The 24839-nt window shown below is 72.6% G+C and carries 24 protein-coding genes and 3 pseudogenes; 9 read left to right on the top strand and 18 right to left on the bottom strand.

Annotated elements, in window-relative coordinates:
* Window positions 1-302: 302 nt before the first annotated feature.
* The gene (locus ACZ41I_RS07175) at window positions 303-719 is read right to left on the bottom strand and encodes a helix-turn-helix domain-containing protein (RefSeq protein ID WP_468513394.1); all 417 of its coding nucleotides are present in this window, start codon (window positions 717-719) and stop codon (window positions 303-305) included.
* 254 nt (window positions 720-973) lie between these two features.
* Between ACZ41I_RS07175 and ACZ41I_RS07170 the strand changes: the two genes are divergently transcribed.
* Complete coding sequence (locus ACZ41I_RS07170; RefSeq protein ID WP_363218474.1) at window positions 974-1861, top strand: RNA polymerase sigma factor SigF; 888 nt, start codon at window positions 974-976, stop codon at window positions 1859-1861.
* A 49-nt stretch (window positions 1862-1910) separates the two neighbouring features.
* Here ACZ41I_RS07170 and ACZ41I_RS07165 read toward each other — a convergent pair whose 3' ends face one another.
* Window positions 1911-2363 carry an ATP-binding protein gene (locus ACZ41I_RS07165; protein ID WP_399762530.1) on the bottom strand — a complete coding sequence of 151 codons (453 nt, stop codon included), beginning with the start codon at window positions 2361-2363 and terminating at the stop codon, window positions 1911-1913.
* A gap of 489 nt (window positions 2364-2852) precedes the next feature.
* On the opposite strand from ACZ41I_RS07165, the gene ACZ41I_RS07160 reads away from it, so the two are divergent.
* A complete protein-coding gene (locus ACZ41I_RS07160) occupies window positions 2853-4121 on the top strand; it encodes a streptophobe family protein (RefSeq protein ID WP_468513393.1) in 1269 nt (422 codons plus the stop codon).
* 157 nt (window positions 4122-4278) lie between these two features.
* Here the strand turns inward: ACZ41I_RS07160 and ACZ41I_RS07155 are convergent, their stop codons facing one another.
* A complete protein-coding gene (locus ACZ41I_RS07155; protein WP_363218461.1) occupies window positions 4279-4689 on the bottom strand; it encodes a hypothetical protein in 411 nt (136 codons plus the stop codon).
* A gap of 313 nt (window positions 4690-5002) precedes the next feature.
* Here ACZ41I_RS07155 and ACZ41I_RS07150 point away from each other — a divergent pair, with 313 nt between their 5' ends.
* Window positions 5003-5386 carry a nuclear transport factor 2 family protein gene (locus ACZ41I_RS07150; RefSeq protein WP_468513392.1) on the top strand — a complete coding sequence of 128 codons (384 nt, stop codon included), beginning with the start codon at window positions 5003-5005 and terminating at the stop codon, window positions 5384-5386.
* A gap of 546 nt (window positions 5387-5932) precedes the next feature.
* On the opposite strand, the gene mgrA is transcribed toward ACZ41I_RS07150, so the two are convergent.
* Window positions 5933-6925, bottom strand: coding sequence for an L-glyceraldehyde 3-phosphate reductase (mgrA, locus tag ACZ41I_RS07145; RefSeq protein WP_468513391.1), 993 nt, complete (start codon window positions 6923-6925; stop codon window positions 5933-5935).
* Between the two features lie 149 nt (window positions 6926-7074).
* Between mgrA and ACZ41I_RS07140 the strand changes: the two genes are divergently transcribed.
* Together ACZ41I_RS07140 and ACZ41I_RS07135 are read left to right on the top strand one after the other, a co-directional pair.
* Complete coding sequence (locus ACZ41I_RS07140; RefSeq protein WP_363218464.1) at window positions 7075-7989, top strand: LysR family transcriptional regulator; 915 nt, start codon at window positions 7075-7077, stop codon at window positions 7987-7989.
* Between the two features lie 350 nt (window positions 7990-8339).
* Window positions 8340-8855, top strand: coding sequence for a mycothiol transferase (locus tag ACZ41I_RS07135; protein WP_468513390.1), 516 nt, complete (start codon window positions 8340-8342; stop codon window positions 8853-8855).
* Here the strand turns inward: ACZ41I_RS07135 and ACZ41I_RS07130 are convergent.
* The 3 genes from ACZ41I_RS07130 to ACZ41I_RS07120 form a co-directional block, all read right to left on the bottom strand.
* Window positions 8837-9916, bottom strand: a complete 1080-nt coding sequence (locus ACZ41I_RS07130; RefSeq protein ID WP_468513389.1) for an adenosine deaminase — start codon at window positions 9914-9916, stop codon at window positions 8837-8839. The two genes, ACZ41I_RS07135 and ACZ41I_RS07130, sit on opposite strands and share 19 nt — an antisense overlap.
* Before the next feature lie 43 nt (window positions 9917-9959).
* A complete protein-coding gene (locus ACZ41I_RS07125; protein WP_363218467.1) occupies window positions 9960-10352 on the bottom strand; it encodes a VOC family protein in 393 nt (130 codons plus the stop codon).
* Window positions 10353-10499: 147 nt separating this feature from the next.
* Window positions 10500-11543, bottom strand: a complete 1044-nt coding sequence (locus ACZ41I_RS07120) for a GlxA family transcriptional regulator (protein ID WP_468513388.1) — start codon at window positions 11541-11543, stop codon at window positions 10500-10502.
* 139 nt (window positions 11544-11682) lie between these two features.
* Between ACZ41I_RS07120 and ACZ41I_RS07115 the strand changes: the two genes are divergently transcribed.
* Window positions 11683-12513 (top strand): dienelactone hydrolase family protein, encoded by an 831-nt coding sequence (locus tag ACZ41I_RS07115; protein ID WP_363218469.1) that lies wholly within the window; start codon window positions 11683-11685, stop codon window positions 12511-12513.
* A 112-nt stretch (window positions 12514-12625) separates the two neighbouring features.
* Here ACZ41I_RS07115 and ACZ41I_RS07110 read toward each other — a convergent pair whose 3' ends face one another.
* The 5 genes and pseudogenes from ACZ41I_RS07110 to ACZ41I_RS07090 form a co-directional block, all read right to left on the bottom strand.
* Window positions 12626-13552, bottom strand: coding sequence for a M48 family metalloprotease (locus ACZ41I_RS07110; protein WP_468513387.1), 927 nt, complete (start codon window positions 13550-13552; stop codon window positions 12626-12628).
* Entirely contained in the window at window positions 13549-13929 is a 381-nt protein-coding gene (locus ACZ41I_RS07105; RefSeq protein ID WP_363218471.1) for a BlaI/MecI/CopY family transcriptional regulator, read from the bottom strand. The genes ACZ41I_RS07110 and ACZ41I_RS07105 overlap by 4 nt, the downstream gene beginning before the upstream one ends.
* A gap of 106 nt (window positions 13930-14035) precedes the next feature.
* Window positions 14036-14860 (bottom strand): annotated as a pseudogene (locus ACZ41I_RS07100) (aldo/keto reductase).
* Window positions 14861-14901: 41 nt separating this feature from the next.
* Window positions 14902-16224 (bottom strand): aldehyde dehydrogenase family protein, encoded by a 1323-nt coding sequence (locus ACZ41I_RS07095; protein ID WP_468318236.1) that lies wholly within the window; start codon window positions 16222-16224, stop codon window positions 14902-14904.
* A 323-nt stretch (window positions 16225-16547) separates the two neighbouring features.
* Window positions 16548-16811: pseudogene (locus ACZ41I_RS07090) on the bottom strand (YciI family protein); the annotation flags it as partial.
* A gap of 122 nt (window positions 16812-16933) precedes the next feature.
* Here ACZ41I_RS07090 and ACZ41I_RS07085 point away from each other — a divergent pair.
* Window positions 16934-18013 carry an acyl-CoA dehydrogenase family protein gene (locus ACZ41I_RS07085; protein ID WP_399762546.1) on the top strand — a complete coding sequence of 360 codons (1080 nt, stop codon included), beginning with the start codon at window positions 16934-16936 and terminating at the stop codon, window positions 18011-18013.
* Between the two features lie 286 nt (window positions 18014-18299).
* On the opposite strand, the gene ACZ41I_RS07080 is transcribed toward ACZ41I_RS07085, so the two are convergent.
* Both ACZ41I_RS07080 and ACZ41I_RS07075 read right to left on the bottom strand, forming a co-directional pair.
* The gene (locus ACZ41I_RS07080; protein WP_399762548.1) at window positions 18300-18836 is read right to left on the bottom strand and encodes an HXXEE domain-containing protein; all 537 of its coding nucleotides are present in this window, start codon (window positions 18834-18836) and stop codon (window positions 18300-18302) included.
* Between the two features lie 28 nt (window positions 18837-18864).
* Window positions 18865-19992, bottom strand: coding sequence for an LLM class flavin-dependent oxidoreductase (locus ACZ41I_RS07075; RefSeq protein ID WP_468513386.1), 1128 nt, complete (start codon window positions 19990-19992; stop codon window positions 18865-18867).
* A gap of 186 nt (window positions 19993-20178) precedes the next feature.
* Between ACZ41I_RS07075 and ACZ41I_RS07070 the strand changes: the two genes are divergently transcribed.
* Entirely contained in the window at window positions 20179-20613 is a 435-nt protein-coding gene (locus ACZ41I_RS07070) for an SPW repeat protein (protein WP_399762551.1), read from the top strand.
* A 77-nt stretch (window positions 20614-20690) separates the two neighbouring features.
* Here ACZ41I_RS07070 and ACZ41I_RS07065 read toward each other — a convergent pair whose 3' ends face one another.
* The 4 genes and pseudogenes from ACZ41I_RS07065 to ACZ41I_RS07050 form a co-directional block, all read right to left on the bottom strand.
* Window positions 20691-21458, bottom strand: coding sequence for an ArsR/SmtB family transcription factor (locus ACZ41I_RS07065; RefSeq protein WP_468318388.1), 768 nt, complete (start codon window positions 21456-21458; stop codon window positions 20691-20693).
* A gap of 137 nt (window positions 21459-21595) precedes the next feature.
* Window positions 21596-21727 carry a hypothetical protein gene (locus tag ACZ41I_RS07060; RefSeq protein ID WP_468513444.1) on the bottom strand — a complete coding sequence of 44 codons (132 nt, stop codon included), beginning with the start codon at window positions 21725-21727 and terminating at the stop codon, window positions 21596-21598.
* A 10-nt stretch (window positions 21728-21737) separates the two neighbouring features.
* Window positions 21738-21797, bottom strand: a pseudogene (locus ACZ41I_RS07055) (GNAT family N-acetyltransferase); the annotation flags it as partial.
* A 249-nt stretch (window positions 21798-22046) separates the two neighbouring features.
* Window positions 22047-23480 (bottom strand): APC family permease, encoded by a 1434-nt coding sequence (locus ACZ41I_RS07050; RefSeq protein ID WP_468513385.1) that lies wholly within the window; start codon window positions 23478-23480, stop codon window positions 22047-22049.
* A gap of 118 nt (window positions 23481-23598) precedes the next feature.
* On the opposite strand from ACZ41I_RS07050, the gene ACZ41I_RS07045 reads away from it, so the two are divergent.
* Complete coding sequence (locus ACZ41I_RS07045; RefSeq protein ID WP_468513384.1) at window positions 23599-24816, top strand: ROK family transcriptional regulator; 1218 nt, start codon at window positions 23599-23601, stop codon at window positions 24814-24816.
* Window positions 24817-24839: the final 23 nt, after the last annotated feature.

Here is a 24839-nt window from a genome sequence, read left to right as displayed (position 1 = left end):
TCGGACCAGGTGATCGGGAGGGCGCGGGGTCGCGGGGCGAGTGGCCGGGCCGAAGGCGGACGGCCCGGGCACGGCCCGTCGCGGGACCCGGCCGGCCAGGGAGGCCGCTCGGCTGCGGTGCACCGCCCCCACGGCCGGGACCGGGTCCGCTGAGACGGTCGCTCCATTGCCGTCACCCGGTTGCCGTACACGGGCGCAGGACCTCCGCAGCGTCGATACGCCCTCGGGCGGCCGGGGAGCCCCTCGCCCCCGCGCGCCGCTCGGGCCACCAGAGACGGAGCCTGCCGTAACGCCGGGGCGGCTCAGGCTGCCAGGCAGAGGGTGTTGCAGGGGCGGGCGGTGGAGGGGCGGGGGTGCGGGGTCGTGCGGCGGGTCAGGTCGGCGTGGGCCAGGGACAGCAGGTCGGCGAGGCCCAGGCCGAGTGCGTGCGCTGCGGCGGCGAGGACCTCCGAGGACGCCTCCTTGCGCCCGCGCTCGATCTCGGAGAGATAGGGCAGCGAAATCCTGGCCGCGTCGGCCACGTCCTTGAGGGTGCGGTCCTGCGCCCGCCGCTCGCGGCGCAGCACCTCACCGACCAGATCGCGCCACAACGGCTCCTTGGTCTCTGTGCTCTGTGTGCTCTCTGCATGACGCGTGGGCGCGGACTCGCCTTCCGCCGGACGGGCGGGCGCCGGTCGCAGGGGGATCACTCGGGCTTCGTTGCTCACCTGGTTGGTCACCCACGTCAGCGTAGGGGCGGTGGGCCATCGGACAAGGGCTCGGCATTGCGCCCTGAGGGAAATCCGAGAGGCCTGTTTCCCGCCACTGAGCAACTCCGTGTGCATGCGAGACGTGACCGGGGGTACCCGCCCCGTGAGCGGCACCACCGGCGCGCATGAAAACAGAGCGCTCCGGGTATCCAGAACAAACGGTAAGAAACGGGCAAAGTAGCCGCCGAGGCAGACGGAGAACCGTGACTTTCGTGGGAGAGGTAATGAACACCGCCGGGATCCGGTCGGAAGCAGAGGTCACCATGAGGACCGAGCAGGACAGGACGGGCGAGGGGTCACTGCCTGGCATCGCGGACCCGGCGTCCGTCGCGCCCCGTGACGCGCGGGAGCTGTCCCGCCAGTTCTTCCGCCGGCTGACCGAGCTGGAGGAAGGCACGCACGAGTACCAGTACGCGCGCAACACGCTCATCGAGATGAACATGTCGCTGGTCCGCTTCGCAGCCGGACGGTTCCGGGGCCGCGGCGACGACATGGAGGACATCGTCCAGACCGGCATGATCGGCCTGATCAAGGCCATCGACCGGTTCGAGCTGGCACGCGAGGTGGAGTTCACGTCCTTCGCCCTGCCGTACATCGTGGGCGAGATCAAGCGTTTCTTCCGGGACACCACCTGGGCCGTGCATGTGCCGCGCCGGCTCCAGGAGGCCCGGGTGGAGCTGGCCAAGGCGCGCGAGGAGCTGTCCAGCCGGCTCGACCGGGATCCGACGGTGAGCGAGCTGGCCACACTGATGAACATCTCCGAGGACGAGGTGGTCGAGGCCCAGCTCGCCTCCAACGGATACAACTCCGCGTCCCTGGACGCCGCGCTCACCGGCGACGGCCCCGAGGACGGCGAGGCGGTGCTCGCGGACTTCATCGGCGTCGAGGAGGAGGGGCTGCGGCTCGTCGAGGACTACCACGCGCTCGCCCCGCTGATGGCGCAACTCAGCGAGCGGGACCGGCAGATCATCCATATGCGGTTCGTCGAGGAGGCCACCCAGGCGGAGATCGGGGAACGACTCGGCTGCTCCCAGATGCACGTGTCCCGGCTGATCAAGCGGATCATCACCCGGCTGCGCGCGGGGATGCTCGGCGAGCTGGGCTGCGCCTGAGCCGGCTGCGAGTGCGGCACGCCCCTGAGGCGGCGGTGCGTCCGCCGCCTCAGCGCTGCAGTTCGAAGCGGGCCCGCACCCGCTTGCCGACCGGAACGCGCTCCGCGGTGACCTCCGAGGCCAGGGCGCACACGATCTCCAGACCGTGGCGCCCCACGCGTTCGGGGTTCTTGGGGTAGCGGCGGGGCAGGGCGGTGCTGCTGTCGTACACGCACACGGTGACGGCGCTGTCCGTGCCCTCCAGTTCCAGGATGAACGGGCCATTGCTGTGCTGGTCGGCGTTGGTGACCAGTTCGCTCACGACCAGCAGCAGCTCGCCGTCGGCGCGCCGGTCAAGGGTGGCGCACCACTCGGTTCGCAACTGCTCCAGGAACTGGGCCGCGAAGACGCGCGCCTCGGCGATGCATCCGGGTTCGCCGGTGTAATGCGCCGCGCGCCGTAGCGGTTCCACGGGTACGTCGAAACCAGTCGGTATCACTGTCCCGCCCAGATGCTTGGTCATGCCGTCTCTCTCGAAAACCCGGTCCGGCCGGTCACTGTTGCACCTGTCCTCGTACCCCGAGCCGGGCTCGGCAGTCCCCCGGGGCGTTCGCCCACCGCGCACAGTGGCGACGGTCACGCGCCCAGCAGACTCCCCCTGCTCACTCCGACGGCGAGCCCTGCGGCTGCGGCTGTGCGGCCTGACCGCCGACTCGCCGGGAGCGGAGTCCCCCGGCGACGGCGCGGATCCTGTCGTCTGCCGCTCCGAGGACGACGTGGACGATCCGCCGCCGACCGCACAGGTGACGTGGCCGGGCGGCGGTCCTGTCGGGCGGCCAGGAGACGGAAACTCGGCGCTCACGTGCCCTTCTTCCCGTCGCGTTCCGGTCGCGATCGCAGCGATCGTTCGTGATACGCCGCTTGATGTGTCGCAGGGTGCCGAGGCTCGCAAGCCGACGCGGACGGCCCACCCGGCGGGCGCCGTGCCGGGCCGCTGCTTAGCGTGGCAAGCGTGAGCGCTCCGACCGTCTCCGCGCGGCCCGCCGCCCACCACGGCTGGGCGCGGGCCGTGGCGACGGTGCTGACCGGGCTGGCCGTCATGGTGCTGGTTTCAGCGCTCGGACTGTGGGCGGCCGGAGCAGCGGGCCTGCCGGACGGCGCGTTCCCGCGGGTGGTGGCCGCGACCCTGGTCACGGCGGTGGGCGGCAGTGTGGAACTCTCCGGCAACGCGGGGGTACTGGCGCAGACCCGGGCCGGGATCACCGTGATCCCCCTTTCGGTGACCCTGGCCGGTGCCCTGGTGATCGGCGCGGGCTTCCTGCGCCCGCTGCGGCACCGGGCGGTGGCCTCGGCGGGTGAACTGGCCGGCTGGGCCGCCCGGATCGCGGTGCTGTGGCTGCTCGTGCTGATCGGCCTGGCCTTCGGCGCCCGGCAGACGTTCGCCGTCGACGTGGGCAGCGGCGCCCTCAGCGACCTGACAGGGCTGTTCGACGTGGCGCCGAAGGTGGGGTTCACCACGGACGTGCCGCTGACGGTGCTGTTCGGGTTGCTGTGGCTGGCCGGAGTGCTGCTGCTGGCGCTGCTGGTCGCGTACGGGGCGCCGCTGCCGGCTCGGCTGCTGCGTTTCCAGGAGTCGGTGCGCCCGGCCGCGCACGCGGTGGTGGTCCTGCTCCTCGCCTACGTCGTGATCGGCCTCGTCGTCGCGCTGATCACGGCGGCCACCCGTGGGCACGTCCCGGAGACCTTCGCGCTGATTCTGCTCGGCCTGCCCAATCTGGCCTGGCTGGCCCTGACCCTCGGCATGGGGGCGTCCTGGAACGGCCGCGTGGACGGGCCGTTCGGCCTGCCGATGCCGCACGTCCTGGACGCGATCCTGCGCACCCCGGACGTCTCCGCGCTGAACATGGGCTCGCTCACCGACCACGACGGCCGGTGGTGGTGGCTGGTGGCCGTGGACGCGATCCTGCTGCTGGTCGTGGCCTTCCGCATGGCGGTCCGCTCACCGGCCCGGATCCGCCTGTGGCAGCACGCCGTTCACCTGGCCGTGGCGCTGGCGCTGGCGGTGCTGATGATCTGTCTGGCGGGCCGCAGTTCGGCGCACTACGGACTCTCCCTGCTCGGCATCGGGGATCTGGGCGGCGGGCTGTCCGGAGAGTTGTTCCTCAAGCCACGGTTGTGGCAGGCGGTGGGCCTGGGCGCAGTGTGGGGACTGGTCGCGGGCTTCCTGGGCGGCCTGCTGGCGCGCCCGCTGCGAAGGCAGGGCGAGGTGAACCGGCCTTGAAGTCCCGGACACCGGCCACCCCATCCGTCCGGGCACGCCGCTCGTCACGGGGGGCGTCCTCGGGAAAGCCCGGTTCGGCGGCACAGGACAGGGGCGTGCGCGGTGAGCCGGGGTGCAGGACGTCGTCCTGCGGCAGGGTCGGCGTCATGGACACGTGTCAGGCGACGGGCACCACGAGCACCGGCAGGGTGCGCTGCATGCGCAGCGCGTCCACGGACTCGGCGAGCAGTTCGTACTCGGTGGTGTCGTCGCTGGCGGCGATCCGCACCAGCCGTCCGCCCGCCAGCTCGTCGGCCACCAGCTCCTGCCGGACGTCATCGGCACACCAGGCACGCAACAGGGCGGGCACGTCGGCGACCGTGTCCGCGACCGGCACCAGCGCGCCCGCCGGGAAGGCCAGGTCCTCCGGGCTCGGGTCGAGGCGCTCGGCGATCCAGGACGCCCGGTCCCGCAGCCACCACAGGGCCAGGGCCAGCGTCGGCGCGCGATAGGTGCCGAGCGGTACGCCGATGCGCCGGCCGTCGCACATGCCGTACGCCGTGACATGGCACAGGAATTCGTCGTGCATGTCTCACTCCCCCGTCGCCTCGCTGGTGTGCCGGCCTGGACCTCGCTCTGCGTGCGGCTCCTGTGCGGTGAAGTGCCCCTGGCGTTCGAGTATCGCCACTCCTGAAACGGTGTCACCATGACTTTCCGGCCAGTCTGTTGGCATATTCACCGGGTGTTCTGGCCGGAATTCACCGGCAGGTGCGCGCCCGGGCATGACCCGGCAGGTAATCGACCCGCCCCTCGGACCTCCGGCATGGTGGTCACACCGGATCGGCGAAGCCCCGGATCCGGCTCCGACCAGCAGCTACGACCTCGATGGAGGCTGATTCACCATGTCCGTGAACACCGACCGCTACGAGACCGCCGCCGCCCGCTACTTCGAGGCCTGGAACGCCACCGAGCCGGAGGCGCTGAAGAAGGCGGTCGCCGCCGCATGGACGGCGGACGGCGGCTACACCGACCCCCTCGCCGAGGTCCGCGGCCACGAGGGCATCGCGGCGGTGATCGCGGCGGTGCACGAGCAGTTCCCGGGGTTCGTCTTCCGTCCGCTCGGCGCGGTGGACGGGCACCACGACACCGCGCGCTTCGGCTGGGAGCTGGTGAACGCGGCCGACGGCTCGGCGCCGGTGGCGGGGTTCGACGTCGTCACACTGGACGAGGAGGGCCGGATCCGGCAGGTCCTGGGCTTTCTGGACCGCGTCCCGGCGGATGTCTGACACCGCCCGGCCGGCGACGGGTTCGACCGCGGGGGAGGGTCTGCCCCGGCGGACGGTTCCCTGACGGAGCCGAGTTCTCCGGCACCCCCGGCCGGTCGAGGTCCGCAGCACGGTCGACGGGGCGGAGGGGGTGCGGGCCTTCTCCGTGCATCCCGGCAGCCTCGTCGACCCCGGCCTCGCCCGGCACCTCGCCCGGAAGACCCGGGGGCCGGGCCACGGGCACCCGCGGCACCCGGACCCGCCCGGTTCATGGCTCCGCCCGCCGGCTGAAGACGATCCCGGAGGTGACGGGGACCGGTTGTCCCGCCGCCCCGTCCGGCGAGACGACGGGCCGCCGGGCGGACGGCGTCCACTGCGGGGCGGCCGCTGTCGGCCCCTGATCCGGGCGGACGACGAGGCATCCCGACCGACCGGCCCCGTCACGCCACCCGGCGTCCACGGCCCCCCAAGGCAGCGCCGGGTGCGTTCGGTTTCCCCAGGCGGCACCCGGATGCCCTCGGCAGCCGCCCTCACCGCCCCGGTGGCCGGTGTCCGTGCACGGAGTGCTCAGTGCTTCACGATCGCGTCGATCCGGGCCAGTTCCCCGGCGTCGAAGTCCAGGTTGCGGATGGTGCCGACGCTGTCCTCGATCTGCCGGGGGCTGCTCGCGCCGACCAGTGCCGAGGTGACCCGGCCACCGCGCAGCACCCAGGCCAGGGCCAGCTGGGCCAGGGTCTGGCCGCGGGACTTGGCGATCTCGTCGAGGGCGCGCAGCCGGGCGACCAGGTCCTCGGTGACCGCGTCCGAGTTCAGGAAGGGGCTGTCGCTCGCCGCGCGGGAGTCCTCCGGGATGCCGTCGAGATAGCGCCCGGTGAGCAGGCCCTGCTCCAGCGGGGAGTAGACGATGGAGCCGACCTGCAGTTCGTCCAGGGCGTCGAGCAGTCCCTCGTCCTCGGGCCGCCGGTCGAGCATCGAGTAGCGCGGCTGGTGGATGAGGAGCGGGGTGCCGAGGTCGGCGAGGATGCGCGCGGCCTCGCGGGTCTGCTCCGCAGAGTAGTTGGAGACGCCGACGTAGAGGGCCTTGCCCTGCTGCACCGCGGTGTGCAGCGCGCCCATCGTCTCCTCCAGCGGAGTGTCCGGGTCGGGGCGGTGCGAGTAGAAGATGTCGACGTAGTCCAGGCCCATCCGGGTCAGGCTCTGGTCGAGCGAGGACAGCAGGTACTTGCGCGAGCCCCATTCGCCGTAGGGGCCGGGCCACATGAGGTAGCCGGCCTTGGTGGAGATCACCAGCTCGTCGCGGTACGGCGCGAAGTCGGCCCTGAGTGCCTCGCCGAGCGCGGACTCGGCGGCGCCGGGGGGCGGGCCGTAGTTGTTGGCGAGGTCGAAGTGGGTGACGCCCAGGTCGAAGGCGCGCCGCAGGATGGCCCGCTGCGTCTCGACGGGCCGGTCCGGGCCGAAGTTGTGCCACAGGCCGAGGGACAGCGCGGGCAGTTTCAGCCCGCTGCGTCCGGTGCGCCGGTGGGGCATGTCGGCGTAACGGTCGGGGTGTGCGGTGTACAACGCGACTCCAGAGGGGTTGGCACACGGTCACGGTCGTCGCGGCTCCCGGGAGCCTGCGCTCCGGGCAACCGCTTCCCACTCTTCCCCGCCCGCCGGGCAGCGGTCCAACAGAAGAATCCGATGGTATTCAGCGATTAGGCTTCTCAATCATGGAACTGCGCCATCTCCAGCACTTCGCCGCCGTCGCCGAGGACCGGCATTTCACCCGGGCCGCCGAACGCCTGATGGTGTCCCAGTCGGGGCTGTCGGCGTCCATCAGGGCGCTGGAACGGGAGCTGCGGGCGCCGCTGTTCGTGCGGACCACCCGCCGGGTGACGCTCACCGAGGCGGGGCGGGCGCTGCTGGTGGAGGCCGAGCGGATCCTGGCGCAGGTGCGCGCGGCGCACGAAGCGGTCGCGGCGGTACAGGGTGTGCTGCGCGGCACCCTGGCCCTGGGCACCGAGCAGTGCATCGCCGGGGTGCAGGTGGCCCGGCTGCTGGCCGCGTTCCGGGGCCGTCATCCGGACGTGGAGATCCGGCTGCGGCAGGCCGGTTCGGGCGCGCTGGCCGAGGAGGTCGGGGCCGGCCGGCTCGACCTCGCCTTCGCCTACCGCACCCAGGCCGACAGCGACCAGCTGCGGTCTGTGTCGCTGACCAGCGAGCCGATGACCGTGCTGTGCCATCCCGGCCACCGGCTGGCTTCGGCGGGCGCGGTGCTGACTCCGGACGACCTGGCGGGCGAGGTCTTCGTGGACTTCCACCCGGACTGGGGGCCGCGCCGCACCACCGACGCCGCGTTCACCGCGGCCGGTGTGCGGCGCACAGTCGCGCTGGAGGTCAACGACGTGCACAGCCTGCTGGACCTGGTGGACGAGAACCTGGGGATCGCGGTCGTACCCCGGCACTTCCGGCACAAGCGGCCGTCTCTCACGGCGCTGCCGCTGAAGGGCACGGGCGAGGCGGAGTACGAGACCGTGGCCCTGCTGCCGCCGGAACGGGCCACCAGCCCGGCGGCCCGCGCGCTGGTCACGCTCCTCGAAACAGGGGACCTGGCGCCCTCCCGGGAAGGCTCCCAGGCCTCCTGATTCCGGCCGTCCTCCGCCATGCCGGCCGTCCTCCGCCATGCCGGCCGTCCTCCGCCATCCGGCCGTTCTCCGCCGCGGACGCAAAACGGCCGGGCGCACAGCGGGTGTCGGACGACCGGCCGCAGGAATTCCCGCGAGTGAACGCGTTGTCCATGTCGCGGCGCCACCGGCGCGCACCCGCTGAGCAGGTGCGCCGCGGCGGGCGGGGGCGGCGTTCGTATCCTCGCGGCGCAGGACTTCACCGGGGAGGCCGGTGGCGCGGGTGCAGCTGCCGGAGCGGGTGCCGCCCGCTTTCCACGGGAGCCGGATTCCGGACGCGTGAGCGCCCGGGGTTTGGGATGGTGGACGGTATGCATGCAAAGGACATCCTCATCGACGGCTACGGCCGCATCCAGGAAGAAGTCCATGCCGCCCTCGACGGCCTCGGACCGGAGGAGCTGCACCACCGCCCCGCCCCCGACGCCAACTCGATCACCTGGCTCGTCTGGCATCTCACCCGGGTCCAGGACGACCACATCGCCGACGCCTTCGACCTCGACCAGGTGTGGCTGTCCCAGGGCTGGGAGAAACGCTTCGGCCTCGGCCTGCCCCGCCACGACACCGGATACGGGCACAGTCCCGCGAAGGTCACGAAGGTGCGGGTCGAGTCGGCCGACCAGCTGACCGGGTACTACGACGCCGTCCACGAGCAGACGCTCGGCGCGCTGCGCTCGCTCGCCGCCAAGGATCTGGAGCGGATCGTGGACGAGCGCTGGGATCCCCCGGTCAGTCTGGGGGTGCGCCTGGTGAGCGTCCTGTCCGACGACCTTCAGCACGTCGGACAGGCCGCCTACCTCAGGGGGCTCGTTCAGAGCGCTGCCGCGTAACCCGGCAGGATCACGTCCTCGATGAGGGCCTTGCGCTCGTCGAACGGGATGAACGCGCTCTTGAGGGCGTTCACCGTGACCGTACGCAGGTCCTCGACGGTCCAGCCGGCCTCCTCGACCAGCAGGGACATCTCGCGGGTCATCGTCGTACCCGACACCAGACGGTTGTCGGTGTTGAGGGTGACCCGGAAGCCCAGGTCCTTCAGGGCCGTGATCGGGTGCTCGGCGATCGAGGTGGCACAGCCCGTCTGCAGGTTCGAGGTGGGGCACATCTCCAGGGCGATACGGCGGTCGCGCACCCAGGAGGCGAGCCGGCCGAGCTTGCCGGCCGCGAGGTCGGGGATGTCCTCGGTGAGGCGCACGCCGTGGCCGATGCGCTGGGCGCCGCACACCTGCAGGGCCTGGTGGATGCTGGGCAGGCCGTGCGCCTCACCGGCGTGGATGGTGAAGGGCACGTTCTCGCGGCGCAGGTGCTCGAAGGCGGCCAGGTGGTCGGCGGGCGGGAAGCCGTCCTCGGCGCCGGCGATGTCGAAGCCGACGACCCCGGCGTCCCGGTAGGCGACGGCCAGGTCGGCGGCCTCGCGGACCCGGTCGAACATCCGCATGCCGCACAGCAGGGTGCCGACCCGGACGGGGGTGCCCGCCGCGGCGGCCTTGGCCATACCGGCGGCCAGGCCCTCCTGCACGGTCTCCACGACCTCGCTCATCGTCAGCCCGCCCCTGGTGTTCAGCTCGGGGGCGTAGCGCACCTCGGCGTAGACGACACCGTCGGCGGCGAGGTCGAGGACGTACTCCTCGGCGGTGCGCAGCAGGCCCTCACGGGTCTGCATCACGGCGAGGGTGTGCTCGAAGGTGGCTATGTAGCGGACCAGGTCGCCCGAGTTCGCGGCCTCGAAGTACCAGGCGGCCAGTTCGTCGGGGTCGGTGGTGGGCAGGGTGTGACCGATCTCCGCCGCGAGTTCGACGACGGTGGCGGGGCGCAGGCCGCCGTCGAGGTGGTCGTGCAGCACGGCCTTGGGGAGCCGGCGGAGGGTCTCGATGTCGATGCGGGGCGCGGTCATGGCAGGGCTTTCCTCAGGAGTGGGTCGCGGGTGGTTCTCAAGGTCAGGGGGCGGGCTGGAGCAGGTCCCAGCGGTTGCCGTAGAGGTCCTGGAAGACGGCGACGATGCCGTACGGCTCGTGGCGGGGCTCCTCCAGGAAGGTCACGCCGGCCGTGGTCATCCGGGCGTGGTCGCGGGCGAAGTCGTCGGTGTGCAGGAAGAACCCGACGCGTCCGCCGGTCTGGTCGCCGATCCGGGCCCGCTGGTCCTCGCCCTTGGCGCGGGCCAGGAGCAGACCCGTTCCGGCTCCGTCGCTTCCCGGCTCCACCACGACCCAGCGGGAGCCGTCGGGGCGCGGGACGTCCTCGGCCAGCCGGAAGCCGAGGGCCTCGGTGTAGAAGCGGATGGCCTCGTCGTAGTCGTCGACGACGAGGGTGACCAGGGCGACGCGTCGCATCGGGACCTTCCGGTGGGGGTGGTTAGCGGGTGAGGTTATACGTAAAACCCGACGGATGCCAGTCCCTGTTCTACGCGCGTTGCGACGGGCGTGTTCCCGCGTCGTCGGCGGCAGGCCGGGCCGACGGTCCGGTGATCGGAAATTTTCCTAGACGCCGTCCGGGACGGACGCCCGGGCCGGGCGGCGGAAGGCGGCCCGGTACGCGCTCGGGCGGTGGCCGGTGTGGCGGGCGAAGAGGGCGGCGAAGGTGCCGGGGTCCTGGTAGCCGACGGCCGCGGCGACGGCGGCGACGGTGCGGTCGGTTGTCTCCAGAAGATGGCGGGCGCGCCGGACCCGGGAGGCCTGCAGATGGGCCAGCGGGCTGCGTCCGGTCTCTTCGGCGAAGCGGCGCAGCAGCGTACGGGGGCTGACCCGGAAGGCGTCCGCGAGCGCGGCGAGGTCGTACCGCTCGGCGAGGTTCTGGTCGAGCCGCCGCATCACCCGCTGGGAGAACTCCCGGCCGGGCTGCGGGAGGAGCCGCGGGTCGACGTACGGGGTCTGGGAGGTCCGCGCGTCGTCGACCAGCGCCAGCCGTGCGGTGGTACGGGCCACGCGGTCGCCGTTGTTGCGGCGGATCAGGTCCAGCGCGAAGTCGTACATGGCGCTGAAGGCGGCCGTGGTCGTCACTCCCGTGTCGGTGACGACGAGGTGCTCGGGCCGCACGTCGGCGTCCGGGCAGCGCCTGGCCAGCTCGCCCGCGTGCAGCCAGGAGGTGGTGACCCTGCGCCGGTCGAGGAGCCCCGCCTCGGCGAGCAGGAACGCGCCGACGCAGAGGGAGACGACGGCGGTGCCGGCCGCGGCCTGCGCGCGGATCGCGGCGATCTCGGGGGCGAGCCGGGCGAGCCGCGCGTCGAGATCCGCGTCCGGGCGCAGTTCGAAGCCGGGGACCACGAGGACGTCGACCTCGCGCAGGGGACGCACGTCCAGGCTCGCGCCGCCCGAGGCGGTGACCCGGCGGCGGGGCGAGACGACCGACACCCGGTAGCCGGGCGCGTCGGCTCCGGCGACATGCCCGGCCATCGTCAACAGGTCGGGGACACCGAACACTTCGGACGCGAAGCAGTCCGGGTACGCCAGGACCCCGACCCGCAGCGCACCCGGTCCGGCGCCCGGACACGCACCGTCCTCCGCCTGCCGCGCCGCTTCAGCCATCGCTCCCCCACCCCCTGGTGTCCCCGTGCGCCGGGCTGCCGACCGCGTGCCGCTCGCATCCCTCGTGTGGCGAGATTACCCCCGGCCTTGGCGATCCCGCCCCTCACCCGGCGCCCGGCCCAGGGGCCAGGCTGGCCCCATGAGCGACGACGATCCGATGACCGACTTCACCCGCCGGAGCGTGACCGTGGAGGGGGTGGAGAAAACGGTGTACGTGGCCGGGGCCGGTCCCGCGGTCGTGGTGCTGCCCGAGATGCCGGGCATCAGTCCCGACGTCCTGCGGCTCGCGCGCTGGGTGCGGGACGCGGGCTTCACCGTGCATGTGCCCTCCCTGTTCGGGACGGACGGCGCCTTTCCCACGGTCGAGGGCGGCCGGGAGGTCGTCCGCCGCGCCTGTGTCAGCGCGGAGTTCCGCGCCTTCGCCGGGGGCGGCACCAGCCCGGTGACGGTCTGGCTGCGCGGCCTGGCGCGCCAGGCCCACACCGCGTGCGGTGGGCCGGGGGTGGGCGCGATCGGCCTGTGCTTCACCGGCAACTTCGCCCTCACCATGGCCCTGGAGCCGGCGGTGATCGCCCCGGTGGTCAACCACCCGTCGCTGCCGCTCGACGACCCCGGCGGACTCGAACTCGACGCGGCGGACGCGCGAGCGGTGCGCGACCGGCTCGACCGCGACGGACTCACCGTCCTCGCCTACCGCTTCGAGGGCGACCGCTGGTGCACGGGGCAGCGCTTCGCCGCCTACCGCGCGCTGCTCGGCGACGCCTTCGACGGGCGTGTCCTCCCGGACAGCGCCGCCAACCCCTCCCCGCCGCCCTTCTTCGCCGACCTGGTCGGCACCCCGCACAGCGTCGTCACCGCCCATCTCGTCGACGAGGGCGGCCACCCCACGGTCCGGGCCCGCGACGAGATCCTGGCCTTCCTCACCGACCGCCTGCACCCGCACGGAAACCGACCGCTGCCCGCCACCTGACCGGGCCCTGGTCCGCCGGACACCGCCACCTCGCCGCCATCGGCCCACGTGGCTCCCCCGTCCGGCCCGGACCGTGACCGACAGGACGCTCCCCGGCGCGGGGGCGGCGGCGTCAGGGCGTCTCGTCCCCCTGGGCGACCTCGACCCGGTGGTGGACGTCGGCCATTCCGGCGGCCGATGCCACACACGAGACGGCGGTGCAGGCGATGAGGAGGCCGGCGATCGTCCGGCCGGCCCGGGGCACGAGCGGAGCGGCGAGCAGGGCCTGGACGCGCTGCGGGACGGGGCCGGTGGTGGCGGCGGCGGCGAAGCCGGGGCGCGGGGAGCGGGCGGCCTCCCCGGCGAGTGCCGCGCGGGCGATGGCCCGGGCGATCAGGCGCCGGTCGCCGACCCGGGCGGCGGCGGCCTCGTCGGCGGCGCGCTCGGCGGCGAGGCGGATGGTCTCGCGGACCGGGCGCAGCGCCGGATGGCAGTGCGCGGCGAGTTCGGCGGCGGCGAGGAAATAGTGGTGGCCGCCGTCGTTGTGGGCCCGCTCGTGTGCGAACAGCGCCTCCCGCTCGGGGCCGTCCAGGCTGCGGAGCATCGCGGTGGTGACGACGATGCGGTGCGGGCGGCCGGGCAGCGCGTAGGCATCCGGGCGGGGCGAGTCCACCACGCACAGGTCGCCGGCCGCGGGTCCGCGCCCGGCCTCCGTCCGGGCCGCGCGGAAGGCACGGCCCTGGTGCAGCACCGAGCGGACGAGGGTCCAGCCGCAGACGGCGAGCGCCCCGACGGACGTCGCGGCGGCCGGCAGCACGACGAGGTCCGAGGCGGTGTGCAGCGGATGGATCAGCTCGCCGAGCGCGGCGAAGAGCGGGATCTTGAGGAGTCCGGTCAGCACGAATGCGCCGAGGGCGGCCAGTGAGCAGCCGGCGAGGAGGACCGCACAGGTGGTGACGGCCCACAGCGCGGCCACCGGGACGAGCCGGTCCAGCGCCCGGCGGGCCAGGGCCGGCAGGGCGAACGGCAGCAGCAGGGGCAGCAGGAGCAGTGCGGTCATCGTTCGCCGGATTCGAGCAGGTCCCGCAGAATGCGTTCGTCGTCGGGGCTGAGCTGGGCGACGAAGCGGGCGAGGACCGTCTCGCGGTCGCTGTCCCGGTCCAGTTCGCTGTGCATCCGGCGGGCGGTGAGGCCGTGGGCGTCCTGGACGTCACGGACGGGGACATAGGCGTAGCCCCGGCCCTGGCGGTGCCGCTCGACGACTCCCTTGTCGTACAGGCGGGTGAGGATCGTGGTCACCGTCGTACGGGCCAGGTCCGTGCCGAGGCTCCGCTGGACCTCGCCGGGCGTCCGGGGGCTGCCCGCGGCCCAGAGCGCGGCCATGACGCTCGCTTCGAGCTCGCCCGCCGGCCGGCGCTCGTCCTTCGCCTCGGTCATGGAACGTTCCTCACCCCGTCCTCGTCTGCGGCCCGTACGACCGTCTACACGATGGTAGTCAATCGGACCTTCGTACGGCCGTGCCCGGGCCCCATTCAAAAACCAGTCAGCCGGCGGCGCTGTCCAGCGCGTCCAGCCGTTTCGGTTCGTCCGCCGTGAGGCGCACGGCGCCCGCGGCGACGTTCTCCACGAGGTGTCCGGGTTGCCGGTGCCGGGGATGGCGAGGACGTGCGGGCCCTGGTGCAGGGTCCAGGCGATGCGGATCCGCGCGGGGCTCACGCCGTGGGCGCGGGCGATGTCGCGTCCGGTGACGTCTTGGGTGTCGGCCTCGCCGGCGACGGGGTCGCGGCGGTCCAGGGCGTACCGGTCCTGCACGGACACCACCGGGGCGATCTCCAGTGTCTCGGCGAGGTGGCGTGGTTCGACCGCGGAGATGCCGAGGTGCCGGATCAGGGCGGCCTCGCGCAGTTCGGCGAGCGCGCCGAAGTGCTCGGCGACGGAGTCCTGGCGCATCCGCCGCAGGTGGACCACGTCGAGGTGGTCGCGGCCCAGCCGGCACAGGTTCTCCTCGACGTGGCCGCGCAGCTGGTCGGGGCGGGCCGAGGTGCCCCACTCGCCGGAGTGGTCGCGGAAGGGGCCGACCTTGGTGGCGATGACCAGGTCGTCGGCGTACGGGGCGAGGGCGGTGTTGATCAGTTCATTTGGCGGAGCGCGTGGCGGAGAAGCAGAAGGCGGCGGTGTCGATGTGGTTCACGCCCGGTTCGACGGCCCGCCGCAGCACGGCCATGGAGCGTGCGCGGCCACTGGGCGTGCCGAGGTGGAACGCGGCGCTGCCCGTCGGCCGCATGGCTCCGAAGCCGATGCGGTGGACGGGCAGGTCGCGCACTGCGAAGGCGCCGGAGGCGTCCGCAGTGATCATTTCAGCGCTCACTCGGCGGAGTGCCGCACAGCTGCCGTGCCACGCACGGCAGTTCAGCTCAGCGGCTTCTCCAGGACCGCCTTGCGGTGGCTGAAGGTCTCGATGGAGTAGCGGCCGTGGTAGCTGCCCATGCCGCTCTCCCCCACGCCGCCGAACGGCAGGTCGGAGACGGTGAGATGGGCGAGGGGCAGGCCGTGGCCCAGTCCGCCGGAGGAGGTCTCGGCGGCGAAGCGCGCACGGGTCTGCTCGGACTCGGTGAAGACGTACAGCGCGAGCGGCTTGTCGCGGTCGTTGATGAAGTCGATCGCCTCGTCCAGGCCGGACACGGTGACGACGGGCAGGATCGGGCCGAAGATCTCCTCCTGCATGACGGGCGACTTGGGGTCGACGTCCACGAGGACGGTCGGCGCGATGTATTTGGCCGTACGGTCGCTGGTGCCGCCGACCGCGATCCGACCGGAGTCGAGCAGGCCGGAGAGCCGGTCGAAGTGCCGCTCGTTGACGATCCGGCCGTACTCGGGCGAGGCCGCCGGGTCCGTGCCGTACAGCGCCTCCACGGCCCGGACGAGTGCCGCCTCCAGGACGGGGGCGGTCTCCGGGTCGGTCAGCACGTAGTCGGGGGCCACACAGGTCTGGCCGGCGTTGAGGAACTTGCCGCGCGCAAGCCGGTCCGCGACCACGTCGAGGTCGGCGTCGCGGTCCACGAACGCCGGGGACTTCCCGCCGAGTTCGAGGGTGACCGGGGTGAGGTGCTCGGCGGCGGCGCGCATGACGATCCGGCCGACGGCGCCGTTGCCGGTGTAGAAGATGTGGTCGAAGCGCTCGGCCAGCAGGGCGGTGGTCTCCGGGACGCCGCCCTCGACGACGGCGACCGCGTCGGTGTCGAGATAGGCCGGGATCAGCTCGGCCAGCGCGGCCGAGGTGGCCGGGGCCAGCTCGCTGGGCTTGGCGACGACCGCGTTGCCGGAGGCCAGGGCGCCGACCATCGGGGCGAGCAGCAGCTGCGCCGGGTAGTTCCAGGGCGCGATGACGAGGACGACGCCGAGCGGGTCGTACTGCGTCCAGGCCCTGGCGTCGGCGCCGAGGTGGGCCGGGACCGGCGCGGGCTCGGGGCGCAGCCAGTCCGCGAGGTGGTCGAGGGTGTGGTCGATCTCACGGACGGTGAAGTCGATCTCGGTGCGGTGGGCCTCGGTGCTGCTCTTGCCGAGGTCGGCGTGGAGGGCGGCGGCGAGGTCGGCGCCGCGCTCGGTGAGCATCGCGCGCAGGCGGCGCAGCTGGCCGGTGCGCCACTCGACGGGCCTGGTGCGGCCGGTGGCGAAGGTGGCGCGCAGCCGGGACACGATGTCGGCGGGCTGCTCGGTGGCGGAGTGGTTCACGGGTGCCTCGCAGGTGTGCTCGGGCTGATTCGGCCCGAGCCTAGGCGGCATGGATGTATTTGCCAACCTTTCACGTTCTCAAGTTCATTCCGGCGCCCCGGGGTGACGCGGGTCACGTCTGAGTGGGGCCGGTCTCGTGTCGGCGTCGCCGCAAGTGAGGCCGCCCGGCCTCGCTTCCGGCCAGTTCGGCGGCGAGGCCGCACTCGGTCGCCGCCTCGGCGGTGCGGCCCAGGCAGCGCAGCAGCTCGGCGCGGACGGCGTGCAGCACGTGATGGCGGCCCGGGTCGAGCGCCGTGGCCGGGCCCTTGGCCTCGGCTCTGGACGCGTCGCTCGATGGGCAGGGTGGTGGCGAGGGCGGCCCTGCGGCCCCACTCCGGGGCCTCGTCCAGGTCGGCGGCCCTGATCAGGTGGAGTCCGCCGAGGTACGCCTCCTTGCCCTCGGCATACGGGCCGTCGGTGATGAGCACGTCGCCGTCCTTCGGGCGGAGCACGGTGGCGGTCTCCGGGCCGTGCAGACCGCCGGCGAACACCCACGTTCCGGCCGCGCGCAACTCGTCGTTGAAGGCCTCGACGTCCCGCTGAGCAGGTAGTGCTTCATGCTGTCCTCCTCGGTGACTTCGGGGTCTCTCGCATGCCTGTCACGTCCTGCCCGAACGACCGGCCCCGGGATCGACAAGGCGCCGGGGAAATGTTCGACAGAATCCTCCGTATGACAGCCACCACGCCGCATCCGCTCCTCGACCGCGCCCACCGGCTCGCCACGGACCTGCTGCTCCCCGAGGCCGAGCGGGTCGACCAGGAGGGCGTTCCGGTGAGCCACATCGAGGCGGTGAAGAGGTCGGGGCTGCTCGGGGTGGGCGCTCCGGTCGCGTCCGGCGGCTCGGGCGCCCCGCCGGACGTGGTCCGCCGGACCGCGGAGATCCTGGCCGGGGCGTGCTGTTCGACATGGTTCGTGCAGACCCAGCACCACACGCCCGTACAGATTCTGGCGCAGAGCGAACTCCCCGTCCGGGAGCGGCTGTTGGGTCCGCTGTCGCGGGGCGAGCTGATGTCCGGGGTGGCGTACGCGCATCTGCGCTCGTATCCGCGTGTCCCGGTGCGCGTGCGCCGGGAGGGCGGCGGTTGGCGGTTCGACGGGACCGTGCCCTGGTACACCGGGTGGGGCCTGAACGACGTGATGCTGCTCGCCGGGATGACCGATGCGGGCGAGGCGGTGCTCGCCTTCGCCGAGGCGCGCGTCCAGCCGGGGCTGCGGGCCTCGGAACCGATGCGCCTCGCCGCACTCACCGCCGCGCGCACGGTCTCGCTGGAACTGACCGGACTGTGGCTGCCGGAGGAGTCGGTCGCCCTGCGGATGCCGTACGAGCGGTTGGCGCCCCTGGACCGGGCCAGGACGCTCAACGCCAACCCGGCGGTCTTCGGCCTCACGGAGGCCGCCCTGTCCCTGCTGGACGCGGAGACGGCCGCCCCGCTCACGGCCCGGCTCGCCGACGTCCGCCGCCGCGCCTACGCCCTGGCCGACCATCCGGCACCGCTGGAGCGGGTCGCGGAGCGGCTGGCGGTGCGCGCGGAGTCGTACGAGGTGCTGCGGACGGCCACCACCGCGGCGGTGGTGGCCGGCGGCGGCCGGTCGATGGCCCTGACCAGCCGCGCCCAGCGCCTGGCCCGGGAAGCGCTGTTCCTGCTGGTCCAGGGACAGACGACCGAGTCCCGGGCGGCACATCTGCGGGCCCTGGGGGCCACCGGGCCGGGAGCCGCCGACAGCACCGACACGGGTGCTGCGGGCTGAGGACCACCGGTGCCAGGGGCCCTGCGCCGCCGCCGGCGCAGCTGAGCCCATGGGGGCGCTGCAGCCGGGGCCGCCCTGACCGGCGACGCGGCTGCGGGCCGGCCGAGCCTTGGCCAGGGGCCTTCCCCGTCACCCTCGGGGCGGCTACCGGCGGCGCTGCCGCCGGAGCCGGGGCGCCCGCCTCACCGCCGGTGCTGGTACGGGCGCCGGGGCGCTGCAGCGGGGGCCGCTGTCAGCAGCAGCGCGGCCGTGGGCGTTCTTGACGGGTGAGTCGGGGCGCCCTGCGTCACCGTCGGCGCAGCAGGCGCTGGGCCAGTGCGTGGGTGCCGACCGCGGCCGTGGCGGCAAAGGCGAGGCCCTCGGCCAGTTGCCGCGGCCGGGTGGGGCGCAGGGCGCCGGAGCGGCGGAGCCGGCCACGGGCCCACACGGTGAAGGGAAGGACCACCAGGGGGGTGGTCGCGGAGCCCGGGGTGTAACCGCGCATCGCGGCCGCCTGGGCCAGGTGGACCAGGCCGTGCAGGCCGAAGGCGTTCAGCGCCGTCTGGTAGACGGCCGAGCGGCCCCCGGTCCGGTGGCCGTCGGCCGCCGCGGCGGCCAGCACCACAGCCATCGCGGCGACAGCGGTGTTGAACTCCCGCGCGTCCACGGCCTCCAGCCGCCGCCACACCGTCTCCGGCACCCGGGGATACTTCTTGCGCAGCTGAGGCACATGGGTGCGCACCCAGCGCGGCACCATCACCACTTCCTCGGTGTCGTGCACGGCCCACGCGGCCAGCAGGCCCCAAGTGACGGCAGGCGAGACGTCGTTCGGTTCTTGTGTCATGAACCCACAGTCTGCCAAGGCCGGTTGGTCAGCTCACGAACGGCACCTGGGCGAAGGCGGCGGACACGGTGTCGTCGGGGTGCGCCCACAGCCCCTGCGCGGCGAGCCGGGGCAGCACACCCTCGCCGAACCAGTACGCCTCCTCCAGGTGGGGGTGGCCGGAGAGCACGAACTCGTCGATGCCGAGGGCGTGGTACTCCTTGATCCGCTCGGCGACCTGCTCATGGCTGCCGACCAGGGCGGTGCCCGCGCCACCACGCACCAGGCCGATCCCGGCCCCCAGGTGGGGGTGGATCTCCAGATTCTCCCGGCTGCCGCCGTGCAGGGCGAGCATGCGCTGCTGTCCCTCCGACTCGCTGCGGGCCAGGCCCGCCTGGACGGCCCGTACGGTCACCGCGTCGAAGCCGTCGAGCAGCCGGTCCGCCTCCGCCCAGGCCTGTTCGGAGGTGTCCCGGGTGATGACGTGCAGCCGGATACCGAAGCGCAGGGTACGGCCGTGCCCGGCGGCGAGCTTCCGGATCCGGGCGATCTTCTCAGCGACCTGCGCGGGCGGCTCACCCCAGGTGAGGTACACGTCCGCGTACCGGGCCGCGACCTCGCCGGCGGCGGGCGAGGAGCCGCCGAAGTACACCTCGGGCACCGGGTCGGGCACCCGGCTGAGCTGCGCCTCCTCGACCCGCAGGTGCTCGCCGTGCAGGTCGACGCTCTTGCCGTCCCACAACTCCCGGCCGGAGGCGGTGGCCTCGTGGCAGCCGCCGGGGAGACGGTCAAGGAAAACCCGACCGGTCTCGTGTCGCGGACCGTTGGAGTTCACGAAGGTGTGACACCGGTACGTGCACCGGCTGCTGTCCATGTCGTCAGCGATCCGCGGGAACGGTCCGGCACGATCACCTGTCGGCCGCTCGCCGACGACACTGCGCCGCCGAGCGGAGTCGGTACCGCGGGCGCCCGGGGCCCGGCTCAGGGCCGGCTGTCGTCCTGCGCGTCGGCGACCTCGGCCACGACGAGGAAGGCGTCGGAGTTCAGGTCCATCACCACGGTCACCCGCTCGCCGGCGGCGCGGCGCGCTGCCGCGTACTCCTCCGCGGGCAACGATCCGCGCGGGGCCCCGGCGGGGAACCGCTCCAGCACCTTCGCATCCATGACGGACGGTCACCTCCCAGGTCGCCAGCCGAACGCATCGTACGTCCCGTACTCCTTCGGCTGCCCTGTGTCGGTACCGGCATGTCACCCGATGTGGGTCTACACATAAAGAATAAATAAGAGCAGACTGGGAACATGCGGATATATCCGCACACCGCACCAGACGCGGTCTGGCCTGCAAAGTCAAAGGAGACGAGTCATGGCCAACCTGCACAGGGGTGATATGACGACCCACCCCGATGTCTCCGAAATGCGGGCACGCTACGCCCGCATGCTCGGCGGTCGTGATGTGGCGCTCGTGGACGGGCCGGTCTTCCTGCTCGGGCTCTACTGCGCGGCATCTCCGTGGATAGTGCACTACACGGCGAGCCAGCCCGCCCTCATGACGCACAACCTGATCATGGGTATCGCGATAGGGCTGCTCGCCCTGGGATTCACCCGGGCCCCCGAGCGGATGTACGGCCTCAGCTGGGCCATGTGCGCCATCGGCATCTGGATGATCATCGCCCCCTGGGTCGTGGGCAGGGGCCCGGACGCGGGCGTGATCATCAACAACGTGATCATCGGCGCACTCGCGCTCGTACTCGGACTCGTCTGTGCCGGTACGGCGGCGAGGAGCACGCCCAGGCCGTAGCCGGAGATGCGAGGAAAGGAAGACACGCAGGATGGGAGGCCGGTCCGCCCGGGCGGACCGGCCTTTCCCGTGCCCGCTCAGCGTCCCGGCACCAGCCACGGCTCCTGCGGCAGCGTGCGGCCGGTCTCCAGCAGCGACTTGAGGTTGGACAGCACGGCCGGCCAGCCGTACGCGACCTCCGAGCGCTCGCCCTCGTCGTTGAGGTCCTCGTGGACGACGGTCAGCCGGACGATGTCCTCGTGGGGGCGGATCTCGAAGGTGACGCGGGAGTGCCGGTCCTCCTGATCCTCCTGATCGGGCGCGGCCCAGGTGGTGACCAGCCGGGTCGGCGGTTCGCTCTCCACCACCCGGCCGACCACGTCGGCGGTTCCGGAACCGTCGGTGCGCACGTGCGCCCAGCGGGAGCCCGGTCGCCAGTCGGACTCGTTGCGGTGGCCCCAGTAGGCGGCCGTCAGGTCGGCGTCGGTGAGCGCCTCCCAGACCTTCTCGGGCGTGCTCGCGATGTAGGTGACGTACACAAAACTCGGCTTGTCGGCCATGGCTTCCTCGGCTCGTCGCTTCAGGGCACCGAGCGCGCTCAGGCGCGGGCGCTCGAACTTGTCGATCCACCGCTCCTGGATCTCGTGGAGCGGTACGGGGTTGAGGTAGTGCAGCTTTTCCCGCCCCCGCCGCACCGTGCTGATCAGGTTGGCGGCCTCCAGGACGGCCAGATGCTGGGTGACGGACTGGCGCGTCATGGCGATCCGCTCGCACAGCTCGCCCAGCGTCTGACCGTTGTTCTCGTGGAGCCGGTCCAGCAGACGCCTGCGCGTGTCGTCGGCCAGCGCCTTGAAGACCTTGTCCATCCCGGTGTCGTCCTCTGATCGCACACTCAACGTTATGCAGGCAATTACTTGCATGTCAAGGAGGGCACGTAGGGGCGATCTTGATGGGCGTCCGTAAGGCCGGTCGAGGACGCGCCGCGGACGGACCCCGGCTCCGCTCAGCCGGTCACGGTGAACGAGATCCACACGTCCGCGCGCAGCTCCGGCCGGTCCGGTACCGGGCGGAGCTCGCGCGTCCAGGCGCGCCCGATGCCGGCGCAGCACGTCCCGTACGAGGTGCGTGCCGGCACCGCGCCGTCGTGCCCCGCGCACCACGAAGAAGCTGTTCAGCACCCGCACCGGCCCGTCCAGGCCGCGCACGAAAGCGAAGCCGGCCGGACGCTCGTCCTTCAGGAACAGGTACGGCGCCCAGCCCGGCCGGGTGAAGGCGTACTCGACGCACTCGCTGCGGAAGGTGCCGTCCGGGCCGGGCAGGGCGCCCTCGAACTCGGACAGGTCGGGGTCGCGAGGCGGACGGTCACGTCCGCCGGGAGTGTCGGGGTCATCAACGCAGCCTCCCCGGCGGACATGGTGTCCGGCCCGGGGAGGCTGGCGAAGACTGCCGTAGCTCTAGCTCATCTCAAGGGCCTTGTACTCCTCGGCGATCTCCCTCTCGCCGAACGGCCACACCTTCTCCCGTCGCGCCCAGACGGCGAAGGCCGCACAGCCGAGGGCCAGCCAGGCCAGCGACCACTCGATGGGGCGGCGGCCCGGGGAGTTCTTGTCGGCGTAGCCGTAGATCACGCACCAGCCGGCGAACGCGATCACGCTCGGCAGGGGGTAGAGCCACATCCGGTACGGGCGGCGCAGGTCCGGCCGCCGCCGGCGCAGCACGGTCAGGGCCACGATCTGGGCGAGCGCCTGGACGATCACCATCACCGTGGTCAGCAGCTGGATGAGCGTGGCCAGGTCGGTATGACGGCCGATCAGGAAACCGACTGCGGTGATCAGGCCCATGGTCGCCAGGCCCAGCGTCGGGAAGCGGTGTCTGGGGTGCAGCTTCTCGTACGGCCGGAAGAAGACGCGGTCGCGGGCGGCGTCGTAGGGCACCCTCGAACCGCCGAGCAGGCCGGTGAAGACCGAGGCGAAGGCCGTGATCAGGATCAGTACCGTGACCGTGTCGGCGGCGCCCTTGCCCCAGGTCTCCTCCAGCACCGCCGAGGCGACCGAGGTGGAGGCGATGTCGTGCGGGTCGGTCATCCGCTGCCAGTCGACGACGCCGAGGGTGCCGATCTGCAGGAGCAGGTAGATCGCCATGATGCCGAGGATCGAGAACAGGATCGAGCGCGGCAGCGTACGGCCGGGGTCCTTGATCTCGGCACCCATGTACGCGGTGGTGTTGTAGCCGAGGTAGTCGTAGATGCCGATGGTCAGGCCCGCGGCGAAGCCCAGCCAGAAGTGGTCGCCGGTCAGGTCGAAGGCGCCCGACGGGTAGCTGAAGGCCAGGTGCGGGCTGAAGTCGGTGGCCGCCGCGGTGATCACCAGCACCACCGAGGCGATCATCACGGTCCACATCACGGTGGTGATCCGGGCGATGTGCTCGATGCCGCGCCAGAGCAGGAGCACGACCAGGGCGATGATGCCGAGGCCGATCAGGTCGCCCGCCGTCCGCCCGAGACCGGGGGCCAGATAGCCCAGGTACTGCACGAAGCCGACCACGCCCGTGGACATGATCAGCGGAATGAAGAGCATCGCCGTCCACACGAACAGGAACGGCATCAGCCGGCCCGTGCGGTACTGGAAGGCCTGGCGCAGATAGACGTAACTGCCGCCGGAGCCGGGCATCGAGGCGCCCAGCTCGGCCCAGACCAGTCCGTCGCACAGCGCGAGGACGGCGCCCGCGACGAAGCCGATGACCGCCTGGGGACCGCCGAAGGCGGTGACCATCAGCGGGATCGTGACGAACGGGCCGATGCCGCACATCTGGCTCATGTTGATGGCCGTGGCCTGGAACAGGCCGACACGGCGGAGGAAACCACCCGCGGGTGGCGGACTACCGGACATGGGGACTCCTGACGCCACGGGCGGCCTCGACGGCACCCGGCGGGCTGACTGGCCGATAAAGTTAAGGAGCCTTACTAGAGGCGTCAAGTATGCGCCGGGAATACCTGAGAATGGTCCGATGACCGCCAGTGACGTCGATGAGCAGCAGGAGCAGCCCTGGAGCCGCCGACGGCTGCGCAGCACCAACGAGCGGCTGCTGCTCGACCGGCTGCGCACCCTCGGCACCGCCTCGCGCGCCCAACTCGCCCGCGAAACCGGCCTGTCGAAGCCCACGGTCTCCAGCGCCCTGGCATCGCTGGAGACGGCCGGCCTGGTGCACGAGGTCGGCACCCACGCCCCGGAGCGCGGACGCACCGCCGTGCTCTACGCCCCCGACCCGGCCGCCGGGTACGCGCTCGGCGTGGACATCGGCCGGGGCTGGCTGCGGGTGGCGGTGGCCGACCTGGACGGCACGGTCGTCGCCCGGTCCGACGTACGCAACCGGGCCCGCACCTCCGCGGCGCTGGCCGACCTGGTCGTGGGCACCGCCCGCCAGGTGACCGCCCATTCGGGCGTGGACCCGGCCGAGGTGGTGCACGCAGTGGTCGGCACGCCCGGCGTCTACGACCCGAAGCAGCGGCGGGTGCGGTACGCGATGCATCTGCCCGGCTGGGGGCGGGCGGGGCTGGTCGACCGGATGCGCGAGGAGCTGGGCGTGCCGCTGGAGGTGCACAACGACGCCAATCTGGCCGCGCTCGGCGAGTACACGTACGGCGTGGGCAGGGGCAGCCGGCTGTTCGCGTACATCCTGATCGGCACCGGACTCGGGATGGGCGTCGTCAGTGAGGGACGGCTGTTCACGGGGGCGCACGGGCTGGCCGGCGAGATCGGCTTCCTGCCCTGGCCGGGCCGGCAGAAGCCGGAGCGGCTGGAGGACGCGGTGTCCGGGGTGGCCGTGGTGGAGGCCGCCCGGGAGTTCGGGATGAGCGGGCAGCTCACGGCGAAGGCGGTCTTCGACGCGGCCCGGCAGGGCCATCCGGCCGCCGCGCGGGCGGTGGAGCTGGAGGGCGAGCGGATCGCGCACACCGTGGCGGCGGCCGCCGCCGTGCTCGACCCGGACCTGGTGGTGCTCGGCGGCGGCGTCGGCCACAGCGTCGACCTGCTGCTGCGCCCGGTCCAGGAGCACGTGCGCACCCTCACCCCGCTGCGCCCGCGGATCGCGCCGAGCCGGCTCGGCGAGGACGCGGTCCTGCTCGGCGCGGTGGCCACGGCGCTGGACACGGCCCGGGACCTGGTGTTCGAGCGCAGGGCGGCCGGAAGCCGACCCTGCAAGGCCCGCCACGGCCACGGTCGTTGACACGGCCCGCGCGGCACCCTAGC

The sequence above is a fragment of the Streptomyces sp. NPDC030799 genome, from assembly GCF_055572255.1.
Note: the sequence above shows the minus strand (reverse complement) of the source record. Positions and strands in the feature narration are given on the sequence as shown.